The sequence below is a fragment of the Brevibacterium sp. XM4083 genome (assembly GCF_006489205.2).
Lineage (GTDB): Bacteria > Actinomycetota > Actinomycetes > Actinomycetales > Brevibacteriaceae > Brevibacterium.
This window is the reverse complement of the sequence record NZ_VFYR02000004.1, coordinates 546,942-567,621: the sequence shown is the minus strand read 5'-3', so window position 1 is coordinate 567,621 and position 20,680 is coordinate 546,942. Positions and strand designations below refer to the sequence as shown.

Here is a 20,680-nt window from a genome sequence, read left to right as displayed (position 1 = left end):
GTCGGAGGATCCGGAGGATTGGTCACACCGGTCAGAACTCGCCGAGGCCGTTCTGGAGAAGGTCGCGCAGAGCCGAGCGGAGGAGGCCGAGCTCTTCGAAGCCGTCGAACTCCTCATCGCCGATCGCGACCGCATCCGGTGTCGTCACCCAGTCGCAGAGGACGGTGCTCGACCCGAGACGATCGGTGCCGAAGAGGAGGAGACTCGCGGCGATCGGGGTCTCGCCGGCGGGCAGGGCCCGAGTGGCGAGCGTGGCGACCCGCGGATCGAGCGGACGCGTCGGTGAGTCGTCGGGGACGAGGGAGCTGAGTTCGGGCAGTGTCTCCCGCATCAGACGCGTGGGGTCGTCGTCATCGTCGAAGCTGTCGAGGAGTCGCGCCTCGACCTCGAAGGTCATCCGTGCCAGGGCACCCGCGAGGACATTCTCATCGAGCAGGGGCGTGCGCCGGGTGTACCGCTGGATGCCGCCGTCCGAGTCGGTGGCGAGGAGGAGCGACCAGACGGCGCTGACATCGGCGTCCTCCGGCAGCGGCAGGAACACCCAGCCGGCGAAGAGCTCGCCGAACGTCGTCACGTCCGGCAGGGACGTCACGGGCGAGTCCGCGCTGCCCTCGTTGTCCTCCGATTCCTCGTCGTCGTCATCGAACGGACTGAACGAGAACGTCTCGGCGAACCGCGCCCGAGCCACCCGGAGCAGCCCCTCGACGAGATCGCTGCTGACGTCCTCGGTGAGGAGTTCGACGTTGCCGGACTCGAACGGATCGTCATCGCAGATGAGGGCGACGTAGCGGCCGGTGGCCTCGTGCCCGTCAGGGAACGGGTACACCATGAGGTTCGACAGCGCCGCAGAGGCCTCTGCGACGAGGACGTCACCGCTGGACACCGGCGCGATGGGAACGTCAGGGTCATCCGCATCATCGTCATCGACCGGCACTTCGTCGTCGACCCACGCATTCGCGGCTTCGGTTTCGACGAGGAAGCCCGAGATCTGCGAGAGGATCGTCGCGTACGACGCCCCGTCGGAGGTGCGCTCGATCCACCCGGTCTCCCCGTCCGCGTTCTCCGTCTCGAAATACCCCCACACGGCGGTGGGGAAGAACCTCGGCGGCACACTCTCGATGATCTCAGGGCAGAGCAGCCCGAACGGGATGCGCTCGGACTCGACAGGGGAATCGTTCATCGGACAATAGTGCCACGTGGTGCCCGGCATGACCGGACGTTAGGCTGGCCGTCATGAACGCGTTCTTCGTCTCGTCCACCCCGATCCCCTCAGCGCTGGCCGGGTTCGCCCGGGCCCACGGGGACCTCGTCGCGCTCAACACCGACCCGCTCTACGTGAGCGCGACAGCGCAGTCCCCGACGCGGACGGTCGGCCTCGTCTCCGGCGGCGGCTCCGGTCACGAACCGATGCACGTCGGTTTCGTCGGCCCGGGCATGCTCGACGCCGCCGTCCCCGGCGAGGTCTTCGCCTCACCGCACAACGCGCAGATCTTCGCGGCGTCGAAGGCGGTGGCCGGTCCCGACGGCGTCCTCCACATCGTCAAGAACTACACGGGCGACGTCATCAACTTCGGCATCGCCGCCGAACGTCTCCGCGCCGCCGGTATCCCCGTGGCGACGGTGCTCGTCGACGACGACATCGCCACCGACAGCGACGACACCGAGACCGGTCGACGCGGCACCGGCGCCACCGTCATCGTCGAGAAGATCCTCGGTGCTGCCGCCGACGCCGGATGGGGTCTGGACGACCTTGCCGATCTCGGCGCCGAGGTGGTCGCCCGCTCCCGGAGCCTCGCCGTGGCCGCTCGCGCCCAGACCGATGCCCACACTGGTCGACCCGCGTTCGACCTTCCCGAGGGCACCCTCGAATACGGCGTCGGCATCCACGGTGAGCGCGCCGCGACCTCGATTCCGCACGACGGCTTCGAGAGCCTCATCGACCGGATGTGCCGTGAGCTCCTCGCCGCGGTTCCCGGCACCCCGGCCGACGGCGACCTCCTCGTCCTCGTCAACGGCCTCGGCGCGACGACCCAGATCGAGCTCCTCAACGTCTACGACGCCCTCGGCGCCGCGCTTGAGACCGCAGGCGAGTCGATCGCCGCCTCCCTCGTCGGCAGCTTTGTCACCGCGCTCGACATGACCGGGTTCTCCCTCACCCTCACGCGCCTGCAGCCGTCCTGGCTCGACTGGTGGACCGCCGCCTCCCGCACCGCGGCGTTCCCGGCACTCGGCGGTGAGCCCACGCACGCCGAGGCGGTGGCGACGACAGCGGCGACGCGGAGTGCGCAGGAGCCGACGGCTCCCGCCGTCTCTCTGCGGCAGCGGACGGCAGCTGGTGGGGACGCGGATCTCGAGACCGCTGTGCTCCGTCGGTTCGCCGAACTCGTCGAGGAGCAGCACGCCCACCTGACGGAACTCGATCAGGTCGGCGGTGACGGGGACTTCGGGGACAACCTCCGCGGTGGACTGCGCCACGCGACTCGACTCGTCGACTCCTCCGAGGCCGCGGGCTTCGCCGCGGCCGAAGCGGCATTCCTCGGCGGCGTCGGCGGCACGAGCGGACCGCTCCTCGGACTGCTCTTCCAGGAGCTCAGTGCCGGTTACGCCGAACTCGACCCCGACACCCACCGCGAGACCGCACAGGTCCTCTGGGAGCGGGCGACGGCGGCCGGATGCGAGGCGATCCAGCGCGTCGGCGGCGCAGAGACCGGAGATCGGACAGTCGTCGACGTCCTCCATCCCACCGCCTCGGCGTTCGGGAAGGGATTCGCCTCAGCCGCGCAGACCGCCGCCGAGGCCGCACAGGCGACGGCCGACATGCAGGCGAGGCGGGGTCGGGCGAGCTACGTCGACGGCCGTGGAGCCGGCACCCCCGACGCCGGGGCCGTGGGCATCTCGCTCCTCTTCTCCGCTGCCGCCGAGGTCTACGAGAAGTAGCCTGGCCGGTACGAGAGGCAGCCTGGACCCGGCAGCGCGGTCACCGGTACGCCTCGTCGAAGAAGGCGCGCTCGAGCCCGACGGCCCGCTGCCACAGATCGGCCAAGCGCTGCCGGGCGGCGGCCGACGCCGCATCGTCCCCGCGCGGGTACACCCGTTCGAGTTCGTCGACGAGGAACTGCACCCAGCCGGTGAAGGCCTCTCCGCGGTGGAGGTCGATCCAGTCGGTGTGGAGGTCGCGGCTCGGCATGGCTCGATCCTGCTCACCCCACTCGAGATAGAGCCATTCGGCGATGACGAGGACGACGAGGACGTCGGGATACGACGCCGCGGCGACCGCCTCACGCATGACACCGCGGAACCCCGCGGTCACCTCGGTGAGCTGGGGATCGGTGTAGTCCGCAGGCTCCACCCCCACCTCGGCGAAGGCGCGGAGGAAGTACGAATCCTCATCGGCGGCGAGGAACCCGAGCTGCTGGGCGAACCGGAGCTTCGCGGAGATGGTGTCGGCGTGGGCGACGCTGGCGCCGAGCATCGAGAGGAAGTCATCGAAGAACTGATAGTCCTGGACGAGGTACTTCGCCATCACCGCGTCGTCGACGGTGCCCGCGAAGAGCTCGGCGACGAACCGGTGATGGGTCGCCGCGGTCCACTCCGCTTCGGCACTCGCCCGCAGTCCGGCCACGGCCCCGCCGGTCGCGACTGTGATCGTGATGAGCCTCCATCTTCCTCCGCCGGTGTCACCCGGATCAGGTTCAAAGGGTCTGCGTGCGCACTCTCAGCGCCGGTCGCGGCGCTCCCCTGTGGTGGTTGAAGACTATCAGCCGACGGGTGCCGCCTCCGCTGCGTCACGACGAACGGCTGCGAGCTTCGCGCCGAGCACCTCGGCGATCCGGACAGCGGCAGGCTGGCGGCCGGCCGCACGCTCCCCGGCCTCGACCCCGGCGTTGTAGTTCGTGTTCGTGTTGATGTCGTAGACGACCTGCCGGCCATCGGCCGTGTCGATGAACTCGACTCCGGCGAAGTCGATGCCGAGCTCGGTCAGCAGCGCCTCGAGTCGACCGATGAGCGGGGTGTCGGCGGTGATCTCCTCGCGCCGGGTGAACTGACTGCCGCCGAGGCTGCCGGCCGTGCCCGGAATGACGCAGGCATCGGCGGGGCAGAGTTCGAAGGATCCGGCGGAGACGTCGACGGCGACCGCGTAGTGGAAGCGGCCGCCGATGAACTCGGCGCGCGTGATGAACGGCGCGGCCGGCTGCAGATACTCCTGGACGAGGGTGATGCCGTCGATCGCCTCGGTGGACCCGCCGGGGGCGAAGTCGGCCACCGCTGCCTCGAGCTCGGCGTGCGAGTCGAAGCGGCGCACGCCCAGTCCCTTGCCGCCCTGGTTGTGCTTCGTGATGAACGGGGGCGTGAACCCGGCAGCCACCTCGGTGATCGCCGCTGATCCGAAGGCCGCCGAGGTGGTCGGCACGTCGATTCCGTGCGCGGCGAGGGCGCGGTGCTGGCGGATCTTGCTGACCTCGAGCTCGAGGACCTGCGAGCCGTTGACGACGGCGCGGCCGGCGGCCTCGAGCCACGCGAGGACCGCTCGCCCGTACTCCTTGACGTGGGGGTCGGTGCGGGTGTGCGAGGATGCCGAGAGTCGGGACCAGAAGACGCCCTCGGGCGGGGCGGCGGCGAGGTCGATCGCGGCACCGGGCAGCAGCCATTCGACGAGCTCGACGCCGAGTTCAGCGAAGGCGTCGGCGAACGGCGGGATCCACTCGGGATTGTCGTGGATGACGTAGACCGCGGGACCGTCCGCGACCGGCAGGGTGTGCGTGCTCATCGATGTCCTCTCATGGGTGTATTGCTCAACAATTCTATCGAGACGGTGATTCCCTGGGTCGTGTCGGCCCTGCGGCGTAGACTCGGGACCATGGCTATCGCAAAGCAGCCCGTGGTCGTTCTCGATGCTCCGGATGCTGGTGAGCTCGCCCAGTTCTACGGCGAACTCCTCGACTGGCAGGTCCGCGTCGACGACGACGGCACATGGGCAGAGATCACGTCCGATTCCTGGCCGCCCATTTGCTTCCAGCAGGTCGAGGACTACCACGCCCCGAGCTGGCCCAGCCAGGAACACCCGCAGCAGATGCACATCGACGTCATGGTCGATGACCTCGATGCCGCCGAGGCGCAGGTCATCGGACTCGGCGCCGGGAAGGCCGCCGTCCAGCCGGGGGAGACGTTCCGCGTCTTCCTCGACCCGGCCGGTCACCCGTTCTGCCTGTGTGTCAACTGAAACACTGCGTCAACTGAAACGCTGCGTCAGCTGAAACGCTGCGTCAACTGAGGCTCAGTGACGCCGGAGACCCAGCACGTCGTCGACGGCGTCGACGACGGCATCGGGGCGTTCATGGGTGATGAGGTGCCCGGCATCCTCGAGGACGACGAGCGTGCCCTGCGGCATCGCGTCGGCGATCGCGGCCGCCGCCGCGTTCTGCCGCGTGCGCATCCTCCGCTCGAGCAGTCCCCGCTGCCGGCCGCCCTGGAGGACGACGCCGGGCACGTCCGGTCCGCCGTCGCGTTCGAGCATCCGGATGAGCGCGATCGACGAGGTGACGTGCCGTTCCTCGCTCAGCGCCATGCGCATCGCCCGCTGGGTCAGCGAGTCGCGCCAGAACAGGGCGAGGTCTGCCTCGGTGATCTGCGGTGATGCCCCGTCGGGCAGGAGCGTCCGGGTGAAGCGATCGCCCTGGCCGGCCCGGATGAGCAGCGACCCGAGCCGCATCGAACCGGCGTTGAGGGCTGCGACTGCGGGGGAGAGGATCGCCGAGGCGGTCGCATCGACGAGCACCATCCCGGCGACCCGGTCGGGGTTGAGGTGCGCGAAGAATCTCACGATCGGTCCGCCCCAGCTGTGGCCGACGAGGACGACCTGCTCGTTCCCGGCGACCCGGTCGACCACCTCGGCGAGGTCATCGACGATCCGCTCGAGACTGCGCGGACTCCGGTCGTCAGCGCTGCCGCCGATGTTCGAGCGGTCGTAGGACACGGTGCGGGCGCGGGTGGCGACCTCCCGTTGGATGTGCGTCCAGGCGGCGGCCGAGGCACCCATGCCCGCCTCGAAGACGACGCACGGACCGGGCGCATCACCTGCGGTGACGGTGCGGATGCGACGGCCATCGGTGAGCGTGACGACCTCCTCGGTGAGGCCGACACCGGGATCGAGGTGCGGCGAGCCTGACATGTCAGACGAGTCAGGGCGGGGTTGAACGGTCATCGCTGCTTCCTTGCCGGAGGTCCGTGTGCTCCCAGGCTAGCCCCTCGCCCGTGATGGCCGCTGACGAGGAGGCCGCGCTGACGACGGGAGGCGACCTACGATGGACGGCATGGAGATCATCGCGTCGTTCGTCGATATCGTCCCTGTTCCCTGGGCCAACGGCGCGGGCGAGACGACCGAGCTCGTCTCCCTCGACGCCTCCACGGCGCTCACCCCCGACCGGCGTCCGTGGCGGCTGAGCATCGCCCGCCTCGAGCGGACCGGTCCGTTCTCGTCCCTGCCCGGCCTCGACCGGACGTTCCTTCCCACCGACGCCGAGGTGGTCCTCGACATCGCCGGCACCGCGCACCGGGCCGGCCCGGGATCTCCGCTGCGCTTCTCCGGGTCCGACGCCGTCGCGCTCACCGACCTCGCGGGCCCGACCTTCGCCGTCAACCTCATGGTCGTCGCCGATGAGGCGGCGCTGCCGCCGCTGACGATGACCCTCGATCCCGAGGCGGCGGGGACGAGTGAGTCCGCTCGCCCGCGGTTCGCACTCGCCCTCGCCGACGGTCCGGATTGGCGCCGCTTCGATCTCCTCCGCCTCGGCGACGGCGATGCCGTGGGGCCGGGGGACCGCCTCGGCGGGATCGGATTCGCCTGACGCCTGACGAATGACAAGGTTCCTGGACAAACCATGTCAGTCGGCTGTTCCGCCCGTCACACGACCGCGCATCGGTCCAGGTCATGGGGGACGGGGCGGAGATCGGCTTCCAGACGGTTCACAGGTTCAGGGGACCCCGGTCAGCGTCTCCGGACCTCGGCAGAGAATACTGGGGAGAGTCACACAGTCTTGGAGGTACGTTGGCGCCGCAGAACAGAGATCCGCACGACCAGAACGATCCCGCAGCGGGATCGACTCCGCAGGAGAGCCAGCCGTCCCAGGCCCTGCCGATGGTCACGGAGGAGATGACGGCTGCCCATCAGCCGGTCCTGCCGCCCAACCCGATTCGCCGTGACGCTCCCGCCACGGAGAGCCGGCCGACGCAGACCGAGCCGGTCGACGCCCAGCCCACGGCAGCACAGCCGACGAGCACACAGTCGACATCCGTCGCGCCCGCAGTGGCCGCGGAGACGACGAAGCTCGACACCGCCGACGGCGACGGGGACACGGACGAGAAGAAGGAGAAGGGCGGCAACGGGATCTCCGCGACCCAGCTGCTCGCCGGCGCCGGTGCGGCCGCGACGTCGTCGATCGTCGGCGGTCAGCTCGGTGTGGCCGGAACCGTCATCGGGGCGGGCATCGCGAGCATTGTCACTGCGCTCGCCGTCAGCCTCTACAGCAAGAGCCTCGAGAAGGGCAAAGAGGCGGTTCGGGAGGTCGGGTCGAAGCTCGCTCCCGCCGTGAAGAAGGGCGCGACCCTCCCACTCGTCGGCCCTGGCGCCGGTGCCCCCGGCACCGCGAACCCCGACGCTCCCGGCACCGGCCAGAACGACAGCGGTACCGGCCAGAACGGCAGCGGCCAGCCCGGAACCGACCAGACTGCCGTCTACGGTACGGTTCCCGGGAGCACAGCACCCGGCAGCACAGCACCCGGCAGCACCGCACCCGGCAGTACGGCACCCGGCAGTGCGGACCCGGACGCCACAGCGGTCTACGGTGCGGTCGACGGCGATCCGTCGCGCACCGACTCGGCGTTCGGCAACCTCGACGAGACGGAGGCGAACACCGAGGCGGCCGCGGGCACGGACACCGACGACGAACCGAAGTCGTGGCTGCAGAAGCTCAAGCGCAAGCGCGTCCTCTACCCGGTGGCCATCGGCGTCGCCGCGTTCGGCATCGGCCTCGGCGGCGTCGTCATCGCCGAGAACCTCACGCAGGCCGACATCTCGCCGGGCACCTCGCAGATCTCGCGCTCGGTGACCGGTGACTCCGGCAGCGGCGACGAGTCCGGATCGTCATCGAGCGACGGCGGCAGCGACGGCGGATCGAACTCCGGGAACTCAAGCGGGGAGAGCGGCAGCAGCGACAGCAGCTCCTCGACGTCGGCGGAGAGCGATCAGAGCTCGACCTCTTCGTCGAACAGCGACCAGACCGGTGCGGATCAGGGCACGAACTCGAGCAGCGACACGAGCGGCACGTCCTCGGACACCTCGGGGTCGAGCAGCTCGAGCTCGGACTCCTCGTCGACCTCGGACGGCTCGGGCAGCAGCACGAGCGGCGACTCGGGAACCTCCGGCTCGGGCAGCAGCGGCAGCGGCTCGGATTCCGGTGGCAGCGGGTCGAGCAGCGGCGGGTCCGGATCCAGTTCCGGCTCGAGCGGCAGCGGCTCAGGCGGATCGGGCGGTTCCGGCAGCGGCGGCTCCGGGTCCGGCAGCAGCGGCTCCGGCGGCAGTGCCGCCGGCTCCCAGGGCTGAGCCGCTCCGGGGCTCAGCTAGCCCCGGAGCTCAGCTCGCCCCGGAACCCGGCCAGGCCCCGGGACGTTGCTGTTCCACCACGCCCCCATTAGCCTTGGACGCGTGAGCACACCAGAAGCATCCAGGACCGGGCTGTCGGCACGCCGATAGCCCGGAGATCCTCATCCCGGCACCGGCAGTGCCAGACGGTTCACCCCTTACGCTGCTGTGTCCGAAAGGCTGCTTCATGCCTGTGCTGCTCTATCTCCTTGCCCTCGCCGTGTTCGCGCAGGGCACCTCCGAATTCGTCCTCGTCGGTCTGCTCACCGACATCTCCCGTGATCTCGACGTCTCCCTCGCCGAGGCGGGCCTGCTGACCACCGCATTCGCCGTGGGCATGGTCGTCGGCGCCCCGGTGATGGCGGCGGCGAGCCGCCGGTTCTCGCCGCGGTCGGCGCTGACGGGCTTCCTCGTCGTCTTCGTCCTCGCGCACGTCGGCGGTGCGCTCACCGACTCGTTCCCCGTCCTCGTCGCCACCCGCAGTCTCGCCGCTGTCGCCAATGCGGGGTTCCTCGCCGTCACACTCGCGCTCATCCCCCGACTCGTCGCCCCCGGGCGGCAGGGACGGGCGATCGGGGTCGTCCTCGCGGGGACGACGCTCGCGCTCATCGCCGGGGTGCCGGCAGGGGCGTTCCTCGCCGCCGGCTTCGGCTGGCGGTCAGCGCTGTGGGTGATCGCCGCACTCTGCGTGCCCGCTCTCCTCGGTGTGCTCGCGGCCGCCCCAGGAGGGACCGCGCACGCGGGCGAACGGATTCCGCTGCGCGCCGAGCTCGCGACGCTGCGCTCCCCGGACCTTCTCATCGTCATCGCCGTCGCGGTGCTCGTCAATGCTGCGACGTTCGGCGCGTTCACCTATCTCGCGGCGATCGCCGAGGCGGCATTCGGACTCTCCGGGGCTGCCGTGCCGGTGCTTCTCGCAGTGTTCGGCATCGGCGCCTTCTGCGGGGTCAGCATTGCCGGACGGTTCGCCGATGCGCAGTGGAGGCGGCTCCTCTGGGTGCTCGGCCCTGTGCTCGTGCTCACCTGGGTCGGGGTCGCCCTCACGGTCACGGGGCCGGAGACGGACGGCCGCCTCGGCGCGGTGATGTTCTGGGCGCTCACCCCGCTGGTCGGATTCCTCTCGTTCGCGACCGGTAGCACTCTCATTGCGCGCATCGTCGCCACTGCCGCCGGTGCACCTGCGCTCGGCGGATCGTTCGCGACGGTCGCGCTCAACCTCGGTGCGGCGGTCGGACCCATCCTCACCGGGCTCGCCTTGCAGCGGTTCGGTCCGGTCGGGCCGTTCGGCGTCAGCGCCGTCTGCGCAGGTCTCGGTCTGGTCGTCATCCTCCGGCGGCTCGCCCTTGTGCGCGACTGAGGCGGGGGCATACTGGACTCATGCCGGAACTGCCCGAGGTCTCAGCGCTCGTCGACTTCCTCACCCCGCGTCTCGTCGGTGAGTTCATCGCGCAGGTCGACATCGCCGAGCTCTCGCTGCTCCACACCGCCGACCCGCCGCTCGACGCCGTCATCGGACTCGAGATCACCGGGGTGAGGCGGGTCGGCAAGGCGCTCGTCATCGACTTCGACGGGCTGTCGCTGGTGTGCCGATTCGCGCGCGCCGGCTGGCTGGTCTGGCACGATGCCGTTCCGTCGGCGCCGGTGCGGATGGGAAAAGGGCCGTTGGGGATGCGGGTCACGCTCGCTTCTGGCTCAGGGTTCGACCTCACGGAGGCGGGGACGAAGAAGAACGCGTCCGTGTCCCTCGTCCGCGACCTCGGCGACGTCGCTGCGCTCGCCGGCGCGGGTCCCGACGCCCTGGAGATCACGGCGGAGCAGTTCGCCGCCGCGCTCGCCAGCACGACCTCGCGGATCAAGACCGTGCTCGACGATCAGAGCGTCGTCGCGGGAATCGGCAACGCCTTCTCCGACGAGATCCTCCACACCGCGAAGATCTCCCCGTTCGCGACGGCGAACAAGGTCGATGCCGAGGCTGTGTACGCGGTGATGACCTCGGTGCTCGGAGCGGCACGGGACGCGCTCTCGGGGCTGCCCCCGGCGAAGATCAAGTCCGCGAAGAAGAAGCTGCTGCGCGTGCACGGGAGGACCGGTCAGACGTGTCCGGTGTGCGGCACGACGATCGCCGAGGTCTCCTTCGCCGACCGGTCGCTCCAGTATTGCCCCGGATGCCAGACCGGTGGGAAGCGACTGAGCGACCGGCGCATGGACCGCCTCCTCAAATAGCGGCGGCTGACGGTGCAGTGATCCCGTCGGCGATGCTCCCCCTCACTCCGCGCAGCAGTGGCTGCCGGACTCGGGGGCCGGCACGTCGAGGACCGGCGAGCGGTCGAAGAAGCCCTCGGGGCGCAGCTTGAAGCCGACGGTGTCGACGGGCATGATCGGCCAGTCCTCGACGCGCGGGAAGTGCGTGAGCCCGAAGGTGTGCCACACGACGATGTCCTCACCGTCGACGCTGCGGTCGGCTTGCGTCCACGTCGGCAGACCGGCATGACCGGCGTGCTGGTTGGGAAAGTCGCCGGTCGGGTACCGTTCGTCGACGTCGTACTGGCTCACCCACAGCGCCTTCGACGCGAACGTCGCCCGCTTGTGGACCGAGGATTCCTCGGCGGCGAGCAGCGTCGGCAGGCCGGCCGGGTGGAGTTTGTAGGCGACGGGTTCGCCGAGGCGGTTGATCGACTCGGGATTCGACACCACCCACGTCCTCGCCACCGACTGGTCGGCGTCGCGCTGGGCCTCGAGCTCCGTGGCGAGCAGGGTGCGCTTGCGGGTGAAGGCGTTGCCGCGCGGGTTCTCCTCCGAGACCGGCAGCCGGACGACGTCCTCCTCCTCGACCCGGCAGCCACCGCCGTCGAGGGCGAAGTCGAGACGGGCGCCGAAGAGATGCTGGTGGAACGGGGCGCCGAGGCCCGGCGCGATCTCCGAGGCGAACTCCGTCGACCCGTGCGGCAGCGCCGAGGTGAAGACCACGCCCGTCGCCTTCGCCTCGAACTCGATCGTCCCGTCGAGGTAGAGGTACCAGTAGAAGCCGTAGTCGTAGTTGCCGACGGTGGTGAAGAACGAGACGACGAAGCGCCGATTGCGCCGCGTGTAGGCCACTCCCGACCACAGATCCGAGTGCTTCGCGAGCACCCCGGCGTCCTCTTCGTGCATGCAGATGCCGTTCCGGATCTGCCGCGGCTCGCCGAGGTTGTTGACGACCCACGGGGAGAGGTAGGTGATGTCGCCGAGGCAGTCGCACCCGAGTTCGAGCGAGTTCGCCCACTGGCCGACGAGGTATTCGCCGGTGTCGAAGTAGTTCTGCCACGACCGCACGGGGGAGGGGTCGCCGTAGGGGACGACCATCTCCGCGATCGCCGCCCGGTCGAGGATCCGCCGGGTCTCATCCCCGTCGGTGAAGGCGATGTTGTGGAGGACGAGGCCCTCGCGCATGTCGAAGCCGACGTCGAAGGACCACTTCTCCCAGTCGATGTGGTTGCCTTCGGTGACGGTGAAGCTCGGTCCCTCGGGCTGGGTGATTGAGATCGGCTTCTGCGTCGTGCGCAGCGGACCGGTGAGGTCGGGGTCGGTGTAGTTGCCGTGCTCGGCCGGGATGGGCACGTCCTCAAGGTCGAGGACCTGGTCGACGCTGCGGTTCGTCACATCGACGTAGGCGACGAGGCCGTCGATGGGGTGCGCCCACGCGCTGTCGGACGGGTGCTGCTGGTGGAAGGCGAGCCCGCGGAGGATCCGCCGTCCCGCCTCATCGGGGTATTCGAAGACACCGGCCGACAGGGGCGCGACCCTGACCTCGTCAAGGGCGAGACCGCGTCGGGCGATCGCCTCCTGCCACGCGGGATCGGCGGCGAGCACCTGCTCGACGACCTCGAACTCCTCTTCCATGACGGGGAACTCACCGGCGACGGAGGAGTCGACCTCGGTGACGGATTCGACGCTGCGCCGGGTTGCGGACACGACGATGTCACGGGCGGTGCCGGCCTCCTTGTCGCTGACGAGGACGCGGAACCGGCGGTCGACATGGGTGGCATCGCGGGGTGTTCCGCGGACGGGATCGAGGAGGCCGAGGTAGGCGATCCGCGCCGCGGCGGGGAAGAGGTCGGCCTCACGGAGCGTGTCGATGACGGTCGTCATCTCGTCATCGGTGGCCAGGGAGTAGGGGGTCTGGGCAGACATCGTGCACCTTTGCATTCCGAGGGTTCACTGCATTGCGGGGTTGGCGTGAGCCGGATCACGTTATAATCTACACTCGTAGGAAATAAAGTCAATGGAGATGGAGCAACGGTGCCCAAGATCGTCGACTACGCCCAGCGTCGCCGCGACATCGTCGAGGCGACGCTGCGGATCATCGCGCGCCAGGGCCTGCCGGGAGCGACGATGCGCGACATCGCCGCCGAGGCCGGATTCGCCAACGGCGTCGTCAAGTCGTACTTCGGATCGAAGGCCGACCTCCTCGCCGCGACCTACGTCGATGTCTATGAGGCGACGAATCGCCGCGTCGTCATCGCCACGGCCGGGCGCACCGGGCTGACCGCCCTGCAGGCGTTCGCCGCCGAGGTCGTTCCGCTCACCCCCGAACTCCGCGACGAGGCCCGCGTCGTCCTCTCCTTCCTCGCCGAGGTGGCCCAGGATCCCGTCCGGGCCCGCGAGGTCCGCGCGACGATGGCCCGCTGGCGCGAGTGGATCCGCGGGTGGCTCGCCGAGGCGGCCGCTGCGGGAGAGATCTCCGACGACGTCAGCATCGACGTCGAGACCGACATCCTCGTCACGTACCTCTACGGGGCGCAGACGACGTCGATCCTCGGCGGGGAGAGCTTCGACTTCGAGGGCTTCCGGACTCAGCTGAGCTACCTCATCACGCGACTCGGATCCACCGGAACGCGTGAACCCCGGACAACAGCACAGGCAGGCAGGTGAGAGCGATGACGCTGCTGGAGAGCACGGCCGCGGACTTCGACGATTGGCGGAGCCTCGTCTCCGACTCGTTCGTGCCCTTGGAGACCGAGCCGCAGCGCCGCGGCGGCTTCGCCGGGTCGATCAGCGCCCGCGACTACGACGCCGTCGTCATGTCCCACATCTGCGCGAACCCCCACGCGGTGCTGCGCACCCCGCGGCTCATCGCCGGTGGGGGAGAGGACTACTACAAGGTCTCCCTCCAGGTCAGCGGGCATGGTCTGCTCATACAGGACGGCCGGGAGGTGCCGTTGGCCCCGGGCACGCTCGCCCTCTACGACACCTCCCGACCGTACACGCTCAGCTACGACACCGACTCGACGTCGTACGTCATGATGTTTCCCCAGTCGCGGGTCACCCTGCCGCAGGACAGCGTCGCTCAGCTCACGGCCACGGCGATCGGAGCCGGCCACGACCTCGGCGCCGTCGCCTCGGACGTCATCGTCCGTGCGGGCACGCTGCTGCCGACCCTGACCCGCGCAGTCGGGATCCGGTTCGCCGGGAACATCGTCGACCTGCTCACGACCGTCATGGCCGATGAGCTCAGCGTCGGCGCCGAGGTGCCCGATGAGCGGCAGCAGCTGTGGGCTCGGGTGATCGCCCACATCGACGACCACCTCGGCGATCCGACCCTGTCACCGGCGACGATCGCGGCGGCGCACTTCATGTCCGTGCGCGCCCTCCACCAGCTCTTCGCCGGTGGCGAGAGCGTGGCCGGGGAGATCCGGCGCCGGCGCATCGACCGCTGCCGGATCGACCTCGCCGATCCCCTCCAGAAGCACGTGCCCGTCGCGGCCATCGGTGCGCGGTGGGGGCTGCCGGACCCCGCGCACTTCTCCCGACTCTTCCGCAAGGTCGTCGGCCAGCCGCCGGCGGTCTACCGGCGGACGCATCTGGGCTGAGCTCTGTGCACGGGAGGTCAAGGGGACTGCTCGGAAAGCCAAGACGCGCCGGTCCGCGGTGCGGCAGGGTGAGGAGAACAATGACGTCTGTGAGGTGAACGACATGAGCGCTGCCACCGGGAACTCCCACGGCACCGGCCAGTCCAGCGGCCCTGGTGGTCGAAGCGGCACCGGTCACCCAAGCGAATCCGGGCGCTCGCACGGTCACGGGCCGGCGGCTGCGAGCCTCGATGCGCGGCGGATCGGCACCCCGGCACTCGTCTTCATGATCATCGCCGCCTCGGCGCCGCTGACGGTCGCCGCCGGCGGACTGCCGAGCAACTTCGCCGTCACGGGGCTCCTCGGGATCCCGCTGTCGTTCATCGTCCTCGGCGTCATCCTCATCCTCTTCGCGATCGGCTACGGAGCGATGAGCCAGCACGTCCACAACGCGGGAGCGTTCTTCGCCTACATCGCCAAGGGGCTGGGCAAGCGGATCGGCGTCGGAGCCGCGCTGACGGCGCTGATGTCGTACAACGCGATGCAGATCGGCATCGTCGGGATGTTCGGCTTCGTCTTCTCCTCACTCCTGAACTCGTTCTTCGGGCTCACCGTCTCGTGGGTCGTGTGCGCGCTCATCGGCTGGGTCGTCGTCGGTCTCATGGGCATCGCCCGGGTCGACTTCTCCGCGAAGATCCTCGGCATCATCGTCACCACGGAGTTCCTCGTCGTCGTCATCTACGACGTCATCGGACTCTCGAACAGCCCCGAGGGCCTGTCGACGGCCGGCTTCGTCCCCGGTGACCTCTTCGTCCCCGGGATCGGCGCGGTGCTCGCGTTCTCGATCGCGGCGTTCATGGGCTTCGAGTCCGGGGCGATCTACAACGAGGAGGTCAAGGACCCCAAGCGCACGGCCGGACGGGCGACGATCATCGCGGTGTGCCTCATCGCCGTCTTCTACGCCTTCTCCGGCTGGGCGATGGTCATGGCCGAAGGTCCCTCGCAGCTCGTGCCCCGCGCCCAGGAGCTCGGCCCCGACCTCATGTTCGCCTACCTCGGCGAGCACGCCCCGGTGTGGTTCGTCGACCTCGCGAACCTCCTCTTCCTCACCTCCCTGCTCGCCGCTCTCGTCGCATTCCACAACATCGTCGCCCGGTACTTCTTCGCCCTCGGCCGCGACCGGGTGCTCCCGTCGTTCCTCGCCCGCACCTCACGGCGTTCGGGCGCCCCGGTCGCCGGATCGCTCACACAGTCGGCGCTCGCCCTCATCGTCATCCTCGTCTTCGCGGCCGCCGGCGCCGGCAGCACGGACCCGCTCTTCCCCGTCGTCACCCTCTTCACGTGGCTGACGAACATGGGAGCGTTCGGCCTCGTCCTCCTCATGGCGCTCACCGCGCTCGCCGTCATCGGGTTCCTCCGGACCCAGCGCGGGGAGTACTCGACGTGGGTTCGGCTCATCGCCCCCGGCATCGCGGCCATCGGACTCTTCGTCCTCTTCTTCGCGATCGTCGCGAACTTCGACGTCCTCATCGGCACGACCGAGCCGACCGTGCTCTCGTGGCTGCTGCCGCTCCTCGTCCTCGTGCCCGGGCTCATCGGCACCCTCTGGGCCTACTGGCTGCGCGGCAGCCGGCCCGAGCTCTATGCAGGAATCGGATCCGGTGGAAGTCTGGGATGAGGACCTGGATGAGAACTTCCGATCCTGACCGCCTGCTTCCGCCTGACCGCCTGCTTCCACCTGACCGCACCCGTCCCACTCACCGAATCCGAACCGAAGGAGCATCATGAGCACCGACCTCACGACCTACGATGGACTGCTCGCCGCGATCACCGACCCGGCGGGTCGCGAGATCACCGACCCGGCGACCGGCGATGTCATCGGCCGCACCCACGAGGGCACCGTCGCCGACATCGACGCGGCGGTCAGCGCCGCGGTCGCGGCGCAGCCGGCGTGGGCCTCGCGCCCCGTCGCCGAACGCAACGACCTGCTCAACAAGGCCGCCGACGCCGTCGAGGCCTCCGCCGAAGCGCTCGCGCAGCTGCTCTCCCGCGAGGCGGGCAAGCCGCTCAACGGGCCCAACGCGCGCTTCGAGGTCGGAGCCTGCGCGGCATGGCTGCGGGCGAACGCGGCCTTCGTCCTCGAACCCGAGACTCTCGTCGACGAGGACGGCACGCACGCCGAACTCGTCTATGACCCGGTCGGCGTCGTCGGCGCTGTCGGTCCGTGGAACTGGCCGATGATGATCACCGTGTGGCAGCTCGCTCCGGCCCTGAAGATGGGCAACGCCGTCGTCGTCAAGCCCTCGGAGTACACCCCGCTGTCGGTCCAGGGCCTCATCGCCGTGATCAATCAGGTGCTGCCCGCCGATGTGCTCTCCGTCGTCGCCGGTGACGGGGCCGTCGGTGCGGCGCTGACCGACCACGACGACGTCGACAAGATCATGTTCACCGGCTCGACGAAGACCGGCCAGGCGATCATGCGCTCGGCCGCCGACAACCTCGCCCGGCTCACCCTCGAACTCGGCGGCAACGACGCAGGCATCGTCCTCGAGGACGCCGACCCCAAGGCGATCGCCACCGATCTCTTCTGGGGTGCGTTCATCAACACGGGTCAGACCTGTGCGGCGATGAAGCGACTCTACGTGCCCGAGTCCCTCTACCAGGAGGTCTGCGACGCCCTCGTCGAGGTCGCGGCGCAGATGCCGATGGGTGTCGGCCTCGATGAGAACAACGTGCTCGGTCCCCTGCAGAACAAGCAGCAGTACGACATCGTTGCCCGGCTCGTGCAGGCGGCGAAGGACGGGGGAGCGACGGTGCTCGTCGGCGGAGACCCGCAGGAGGGGCAGCCGGGGTACTTCTACCCGACGACGATCGTCGCCGACATCGACAACGACAACCCGCTGGTGGCCGAGGAGCAGTTCGGTCCCGCCCTGCCGATCATCAAGTACACCGACCTCGATCAGGCGATCACCTGGGCCAACGAGCTCGAAGTGGGGCTCGGCTCCTCGGTGTGGGGATCCGACCTCGAGGAAGCGAAGAAGGTGGCTGCCCGGCTCGAGGCCGGGTCGACGTGGATCAACAAGCACGGCGCCGTCGATCCCCGGGTGCCCTTCGGCGGGGTGAAGAAGTCCGGATACGGCCTCGAGTTCGGTGTCGAAGGCCTCAAGCAGGTGAGCGTCCCGCACGTCATCTCCTGGTGACCAATCCGCTGTTGCGCAGCAGTCGAGGCCCCCGGTCGGGTGCCTCGACTGCTGCTTCGTGAGCGAGGGTCGTTCTCAGAACGGCGGCGGCTCGCCGCTGTCCCAGACCCATTCCTGCTGATGGGCCGTCGTGCGCCGGGTGCTTCTCGTGCGTTTGACCCAGCCAGGTCTCCCGATCTCGCCCTGCGCGCCGGGACAGTCGTCGGAGATGCGCGTGTCACCCGGTTCCGGCGGGGGCGGCCCGGGCAAAGGCGGTTCGGGCAAAGGCGGCTCCGGCGGTGGCGGCTCCGGCGGGGATGGCTCGGGCGGTGGCTCGGCGGTGGCGAACTGCCGGGCGTGCTCGGCGTTGGCAGGGTTGTCCCCTGCGGTGAGAAGCGCGCTCACTCCGTGGGCGAAGCGGTACTCGAGGAGGCCGGCAGACTCCATCCACACGGTGTACTTCCTGTCCGTCTTCGCCTGGTGGTGCGGTTTGCACAGGGGATGGAGGTTGCCGAACACGGTGAGTCCGCCGTGTTCGGGGTCATCGTGGTCGAACGGAATGATGTGGTCGACTTCTGAGGATTCCGCTCGCCGTCGGCATCCGGGGACGGTGCACGACTGCCATTGGGCGATGAGCGTCTGTCTCACCGTCTGCGGAATGTAGTAGCTCTTGGCCTGGGCGTCGACCGGAGTGCCGGTGGCGGGGTCGGTGAGGATCCGCGACCACGTCGAACAGTGGCCGGCCACGCGTCGCGCCATGTCCGCCGGAACCGGTGAGCCGTCGGAGAACGTCCCCGGCAGCTCGGACTGGTCGAGCAGTGACATGAACGGCACCGTCATGATCATCCGGGCCTGATTGGCGAACCAGAATCCTGTGGTCGGCAGGGAGAGTTTGAGGCCGAGGAGCGGGCGTCCCTCCTCGTCGCGTTCGACATCAGTCGCCTCCTCGAACCGATCGGCAGCCGCGGTGAGGGCATCGGCGATGTCGGCGACGCTGCGCACGTGCTCGGTGTCGAAGGGGATCTCCCGTGTGGTGATCTCGCCGGTGTCGGTGTCGTGGGCCCGCACCTCGATGCCGACCTGGGGCCTCGTCTGGGTGAAGATGTCGAACATCAGAGCCATGATCGTGCGGTCGTCGTCGATGACGGCACCGGACGGGAGCATGTCGGCAAACGGTGCGGTGCTGTTGTTCCGGATCGCTTTGGCGAAGGCCTCGATGCGAAGGAAGCAGGCTTGGAGTTCCGCTGACGGGCCGGTGATCGTCAGGCACGACGTGCCGTCCGGATGGGTGGTGAGATCGACGCGGCGGTGGTCGAAGGCACGCTCGCTGCGCTCCTCGACGGGTTCGACCACGCTGACCTTCATGGCCAGCGACTTGCGGAAGGTCTCGATCGTCACGTCGGCTCGCCGTCGCGCGAGGTAGCAGTCGATCTCCGGCAGGTGGGCGAACCCGATGTCCTTGCACAGGCGCGCAGCGGCGATGACGTGAGCGTAGGTGAAGTCGCCGGCGAGGCAGCGCTCGTGGAACTTCGGCAGTCCGTGGACGAGGAGCATCGCCGTGGTGATGTGGGTGTACGTCGTGGTGATCGAGTTGCCGAGGATGGTCGCGAGCTCTGCGATGTCCTCAGCGTGGGAGTGCGCATGGACCCAGCCGTCGATCGACTGGGTCTCGCGGAAGCGCGGGAAGCCCGGCAGGAACGCCGTGGCAGAGGATTCGCTGTCGCTGAGCTCTCCGGCGTCGGCCACGCTGTCGCCGGGTCCTTCGGCATCGCGTTCCGCCGTCGCAGCGGGGCTGTCCGCTGCCGCGTCGGCCCGGTCGTCCCTCGCTCGTGCCCGCGCGAAGCGCCGCGCGGTCTCGGTCAGGCTCGCGTGCCGGTACGGTTCGTCCGCATCGGGATTCATGAGGTTGAGGTGGTCGATGACTTCGTCGTGGAAGAGCGCGGCAGTCGTCTCGAGCGCGGTGAGCTGAGCGCGGTCACACGCGGAGTAGACGTCGACGGCAGCGGCGAAACGGGAGTCCGGATCGACGTCGATGCGCCGGCTGTTTCGGCCAGGCTGGGCTCCGGAGGGGACTGATTCGGTTGTGTCGGTCACGGCGCTTCACCTGTCTTCCCACGTCAACGTGGCTAATGACATTAGTGTAGTTCACGTCACAAGTGAAGTCAATAGGTTGATCGAAACTGATTCGAACGCAAAATTCGATAGATTCCCTGGGCTTAGCAATATTCGTGGCCCGCGATGACATGCGAACGCCCTCCCACCTCGGCGAGCGAGGGGAGAGGGCGCGCGGACCGACGGGGAGGGTCAGTCCTCCCGGTAGGCGTTGTCGATCGTCTCCGGCATGCCGTCGATGACGTCGACCTCTTCGACGTGATCGTCGGCGAGGGCGTCGACGTCGAGATCGTCGCCGCTGAGCTCGGCGACCTCGGAGTCGTCGTCGCCGTAGGAGACCATGTCGTCTCCGTCGCGGTTGCCCTGTTCGGCGGCGGTCGTCGGGTCGGTGTCGAGATCGCCGTCGAGCGCGGGGGCGTCCTGTTCGTCGTCCCAGCCGGCGTCGGCGATGAGGGCGTCGTCGGCGCCTTCGATGCCGGTGCCCTCGGGTCCTTCGGCACCCGGTTCGACGTAGGGCTCGCTGTCCTCGTCGTCGATCTCGTCGAAGTCGTCCGATTCGGCGTCGTCCTCGGCTTCGTCGGCGGTCTCCTCGAGGCCGGTGAGGTCGACCCCGGTGGGCTCGGCGTCGTCCTCTTCGAGCTCTTCCTCGTCGAACTCGTCGTCCTGCGTGAGGAAGTCGTTGTCTGCGGGATCGGTGTCGTCTGCCCAGGTGTCGCCGGTGCTCATGGTCGCTCCTTGGTTCGGGTCGGTACATCCTTATTCTTGCACCGTTGCGCGACATTCTCGCACCCTTGCGCGGCGGTGGGCCCAGGCGGCGGAAAGTGCGCGGGAATCGGTCGCGCCGGACGGATCCCCGGCAATGATTTCCGGGATCCCCATGGCTCGCCGAGGTGGTCCTGCGGTTCCCGCGCCCGCCCGGTCCG

The 20,680-nt window shown here is 69.1% G+C and carries 17 protein-coding genes and 1 riboswitch; of the genes, 10 read left to right on the top strand and 7 right to left on the bottom strand.

Annotated features, from left to right (window positions below):
- Window positions 1–31: 31 nt before the first annotated feature.
- Window positions 32–1,180, bottom strand: a complete 1,149-nt coding sequence (locus tag FJ887_RS15025) for a hypothetical protein (RefSeq protein ID WP_137825852.1) — start codon at window positions 1,178–1,180, stop codon at window positions 32–34.
- A 53-nt stretch (window positions 1,181–1,233) separates the two neighbouring features.
- Here FJ887_RS15025 and FJ887_RS15020 point away from each other — a divergent pair, with 53 nt between their 5' ends.
- Window positions 1,234–2,937: a dihydroxyacetone kinase subunit DhaK gene (locus FJ887_RS15020; protein WP_137825853.1), complete on the top strand. Its 1,704-nt coding sequence runs from the start codon at window positions 1,234–1,236 to the stop codon at window positions 2,935–2,937.
- 40 nt (window positions 2,938–2,977) lie between these two features.
- On the opposite strand, the gene FJ887_RS15015 is transcribed toward FJ887_RS15020, so the two are convergent.
- Both FJ887_RS15015 and FJ887_RS15010 read right to left on the bottom strand, forming a co-directional pair.
- The gene (locus FJ887_RS15015) at window positions 2,978–3,622 is read right to left on the bottom strand and encodes a TenA family protein (RefSeq protein WP_249356800.1); all 645 of its coding nucleotides are present in this window, start codon (window positions 3,620–3,622) and stop codon (window positions 2,978–2,980) included.
- Between the two features lie 23 nt (window positions 3,623–3,645).
- Window positions 3,646–3,750, bottom strand: a riboswitch (TPP riboswitch).
- Window positions 3,751–3,757: 7 nt separating this feature from the next.
- Window positions 3,758–4,768: an ATP-grasp domain-containing protein gene (locus FJ887_RS15010; RefSeq protein WP_137825855.1), complete on the bottom strand. Its 1,011-nt coding sequence runs from the start codon at window positions 4,766–4,768 to the stop codon at window positions 3,758–3,760.
- A gap of 90 nt (window positions 4,769–4,858) precedes the next feature.
- Here FJ887_RS15010 and FJ887_RS15005 point away from each other — a divergent pair, with 90 nt between their 5' ends.
- Entirely contained in the window at window positions 4,859–5,221 is a 363-nt protein-coding gene (locus FJ887_RS15005; RefSeq protein WP_137825856.1) for a VOC family protein, read from the top strand.
- Window positions 5,222–5,275: 54 nt separating this feature from the next.
- Here the strand turns inward: FJ887_RS15005 and FJ887_RS15000 are convergent, their stop codons facing one another.
- Window positions 5,276–6,202, bottom strand: a complete 927-nt coding sequence (locus tag FJ887_RS15000; protein WP_137825857.1) for an alpha/beta fold hydrolase — start codon at window positions 6,200–6,202, stop codon at window positions 5,276–5,278.
- 109 nt (window positions 6,203–6,311) lie between these two features.
- On the opposite strand from FJ887_RS15000, the gene FJ887_RS14995 reads away from it, so the two are divergent.
- From FJ887_RS14995 to FJ887_RS14980, 4 genes are all read left to right on the top strand, one after another.
- Entirely contained in the window at window positions 6,312–6,845 is a 534-nt protein-coding gene (locus FJ887_RS14995; protein ID WP_171007056.1) for a HutD family protein, read from the top strand.
- Between the two features lie 200 nt (window positions 6,846–7,045).
- Complete coding sequence (locus tag FJ887_RS14990) at window positions 7,046–8,599, top strand: hypothetical protein (protein ID WP_171007057.1); 1,554 nt, start codon at window positions 7,046–7,048, stop codon at window positions 8,597–8,599.
- Window positions 8,600–8,825: 226 nt separating this feature from the next.
- Window positions 8,826–9,995 (top strand): Cmx/CmrA family chloramphenicol efflux MFS transporter, encoded by a 1,170-nt coding sequence (locus FJ887_RS14985; protein ID WP_137825859.1) that lies wholly within the window; start codon window positions 8,826–8,828, stop codon window positions 9,993–9,995.
- Window positions 9,996–10,015: 20 nt separating this feature from the next.
- Entirely contained in the window at window positions 10,016–10,861 is an 846-nt protein-coding gene (locus FJ887_RS14980) for a DNA-formamidopyrimidine glycosylase family protein (RefSeq protein ID WP_137825860.1), read from the top strand.
- Between the two features lie 42 nt (window positions 10,862–10,903).
- On the opposite strand, the gene FJ887_RS14975 is transcribed toward FJ887_RS14980, so the two are convergent.
- On the bottom strand, window positions 10,904–12,808 hold the full coding sequence (locus FJ887_RS14975; RefSeq protein ID WP_137825861.1) for a primary-amine oxidase: 1,905 nt from the start codon (window positions 12,806–12,808) through the stop codon (window positions 10,904–10,906).
- A 108-nt stretch (window positions 12,809–12,916) separates the two neighbouring features.
- On the opposite strand from FJ887_RS14975, the gene FJ887_RS18595 reads away from it, so the two are divergent.
- From FJ887_RS18595 to FJ887_RS14955, 4 genes are all read left to right on the top strand, one after another.
- Window positions 12,917–13,549, top strand: a complete 633-nt coding sequence (locus FJ887_RS18595; RefSeq protein WP_137825862.1) for a TetR/AcrR family transcriptional regulator — start codon at window positions 12,917–12,919, stop codon at window positions 13,547–13,549.
- Window positions 13,550–13,554: 5 nt separating this feature from the next.
- On the top strand, window positions 13,555–14,487 hold the full coding sequence (locus FJ887_RS14965; protein ID WP_137825863.1) for an AraC-like ligand-binding domain-containing protein: 933 nt from the start codon (window positions 13,555–13,557) through the stop codon (window positions 14,485–14,487).
- A 103-nt stretch (window positions 14,488–14,590) separates the two neighbouring features.
- Complete coding sequence (locus FJ887_RS14960) at window positions 14,591–16,144, top strand: APC family permease (protein ID WP_137825864.1); 1,554 nt, start codon at window positions 14,591–14,593, stop codon at window positions 16,142–16,144.
- A gap of 106 nt (window positions 16,145–16,250) precedes the next feature.
- Window positions 16,251–17,666: an aldehyde dehydrogenase family protein gene (locus FJ887_RS14955; RefSeq protein WP_137825865.1), complete on the top strand. Its 1,416-nt coding sequence runs from the start codon at window positions 16,251–16,253 to the stop codon at window positions 17,664–17,666.
- Window positions 17,667–17,741: 75 nt separating this feature from the next.
- On the opposite strand, the gene FJ887_RS18590 is transcribed toward FJ887_RS14955, so the two are convergent.
- Window positions 17,742–19,739: an HNH endonuclease signature motif containing protein gene (locus FJ887_RS18590; protein ID WP_140955677.1), complete on the bottom strand. Its 1,998-nt coding sequence runs from the start codon at window positions 19,737–19,739 to the stop codon at window positions 17,742–17,744.
- A 210-nt stretch (window positions 19,740–19,949) separates the two neighbouring features.
- Window positions 19,950–20,483 (bottom strand): hypothetical protein, encoded by a 534-nt coding sequence (locus FJ887_RS14945; RefSeq protein WP_140955678.1) that lies wholly within the window; start codon window positions 20,481–20,483, stop codon window positions 19,950–19,952.
- Between the last annotated feature and the right edge of the window lie 197 nt (window positions 20,484–20,680).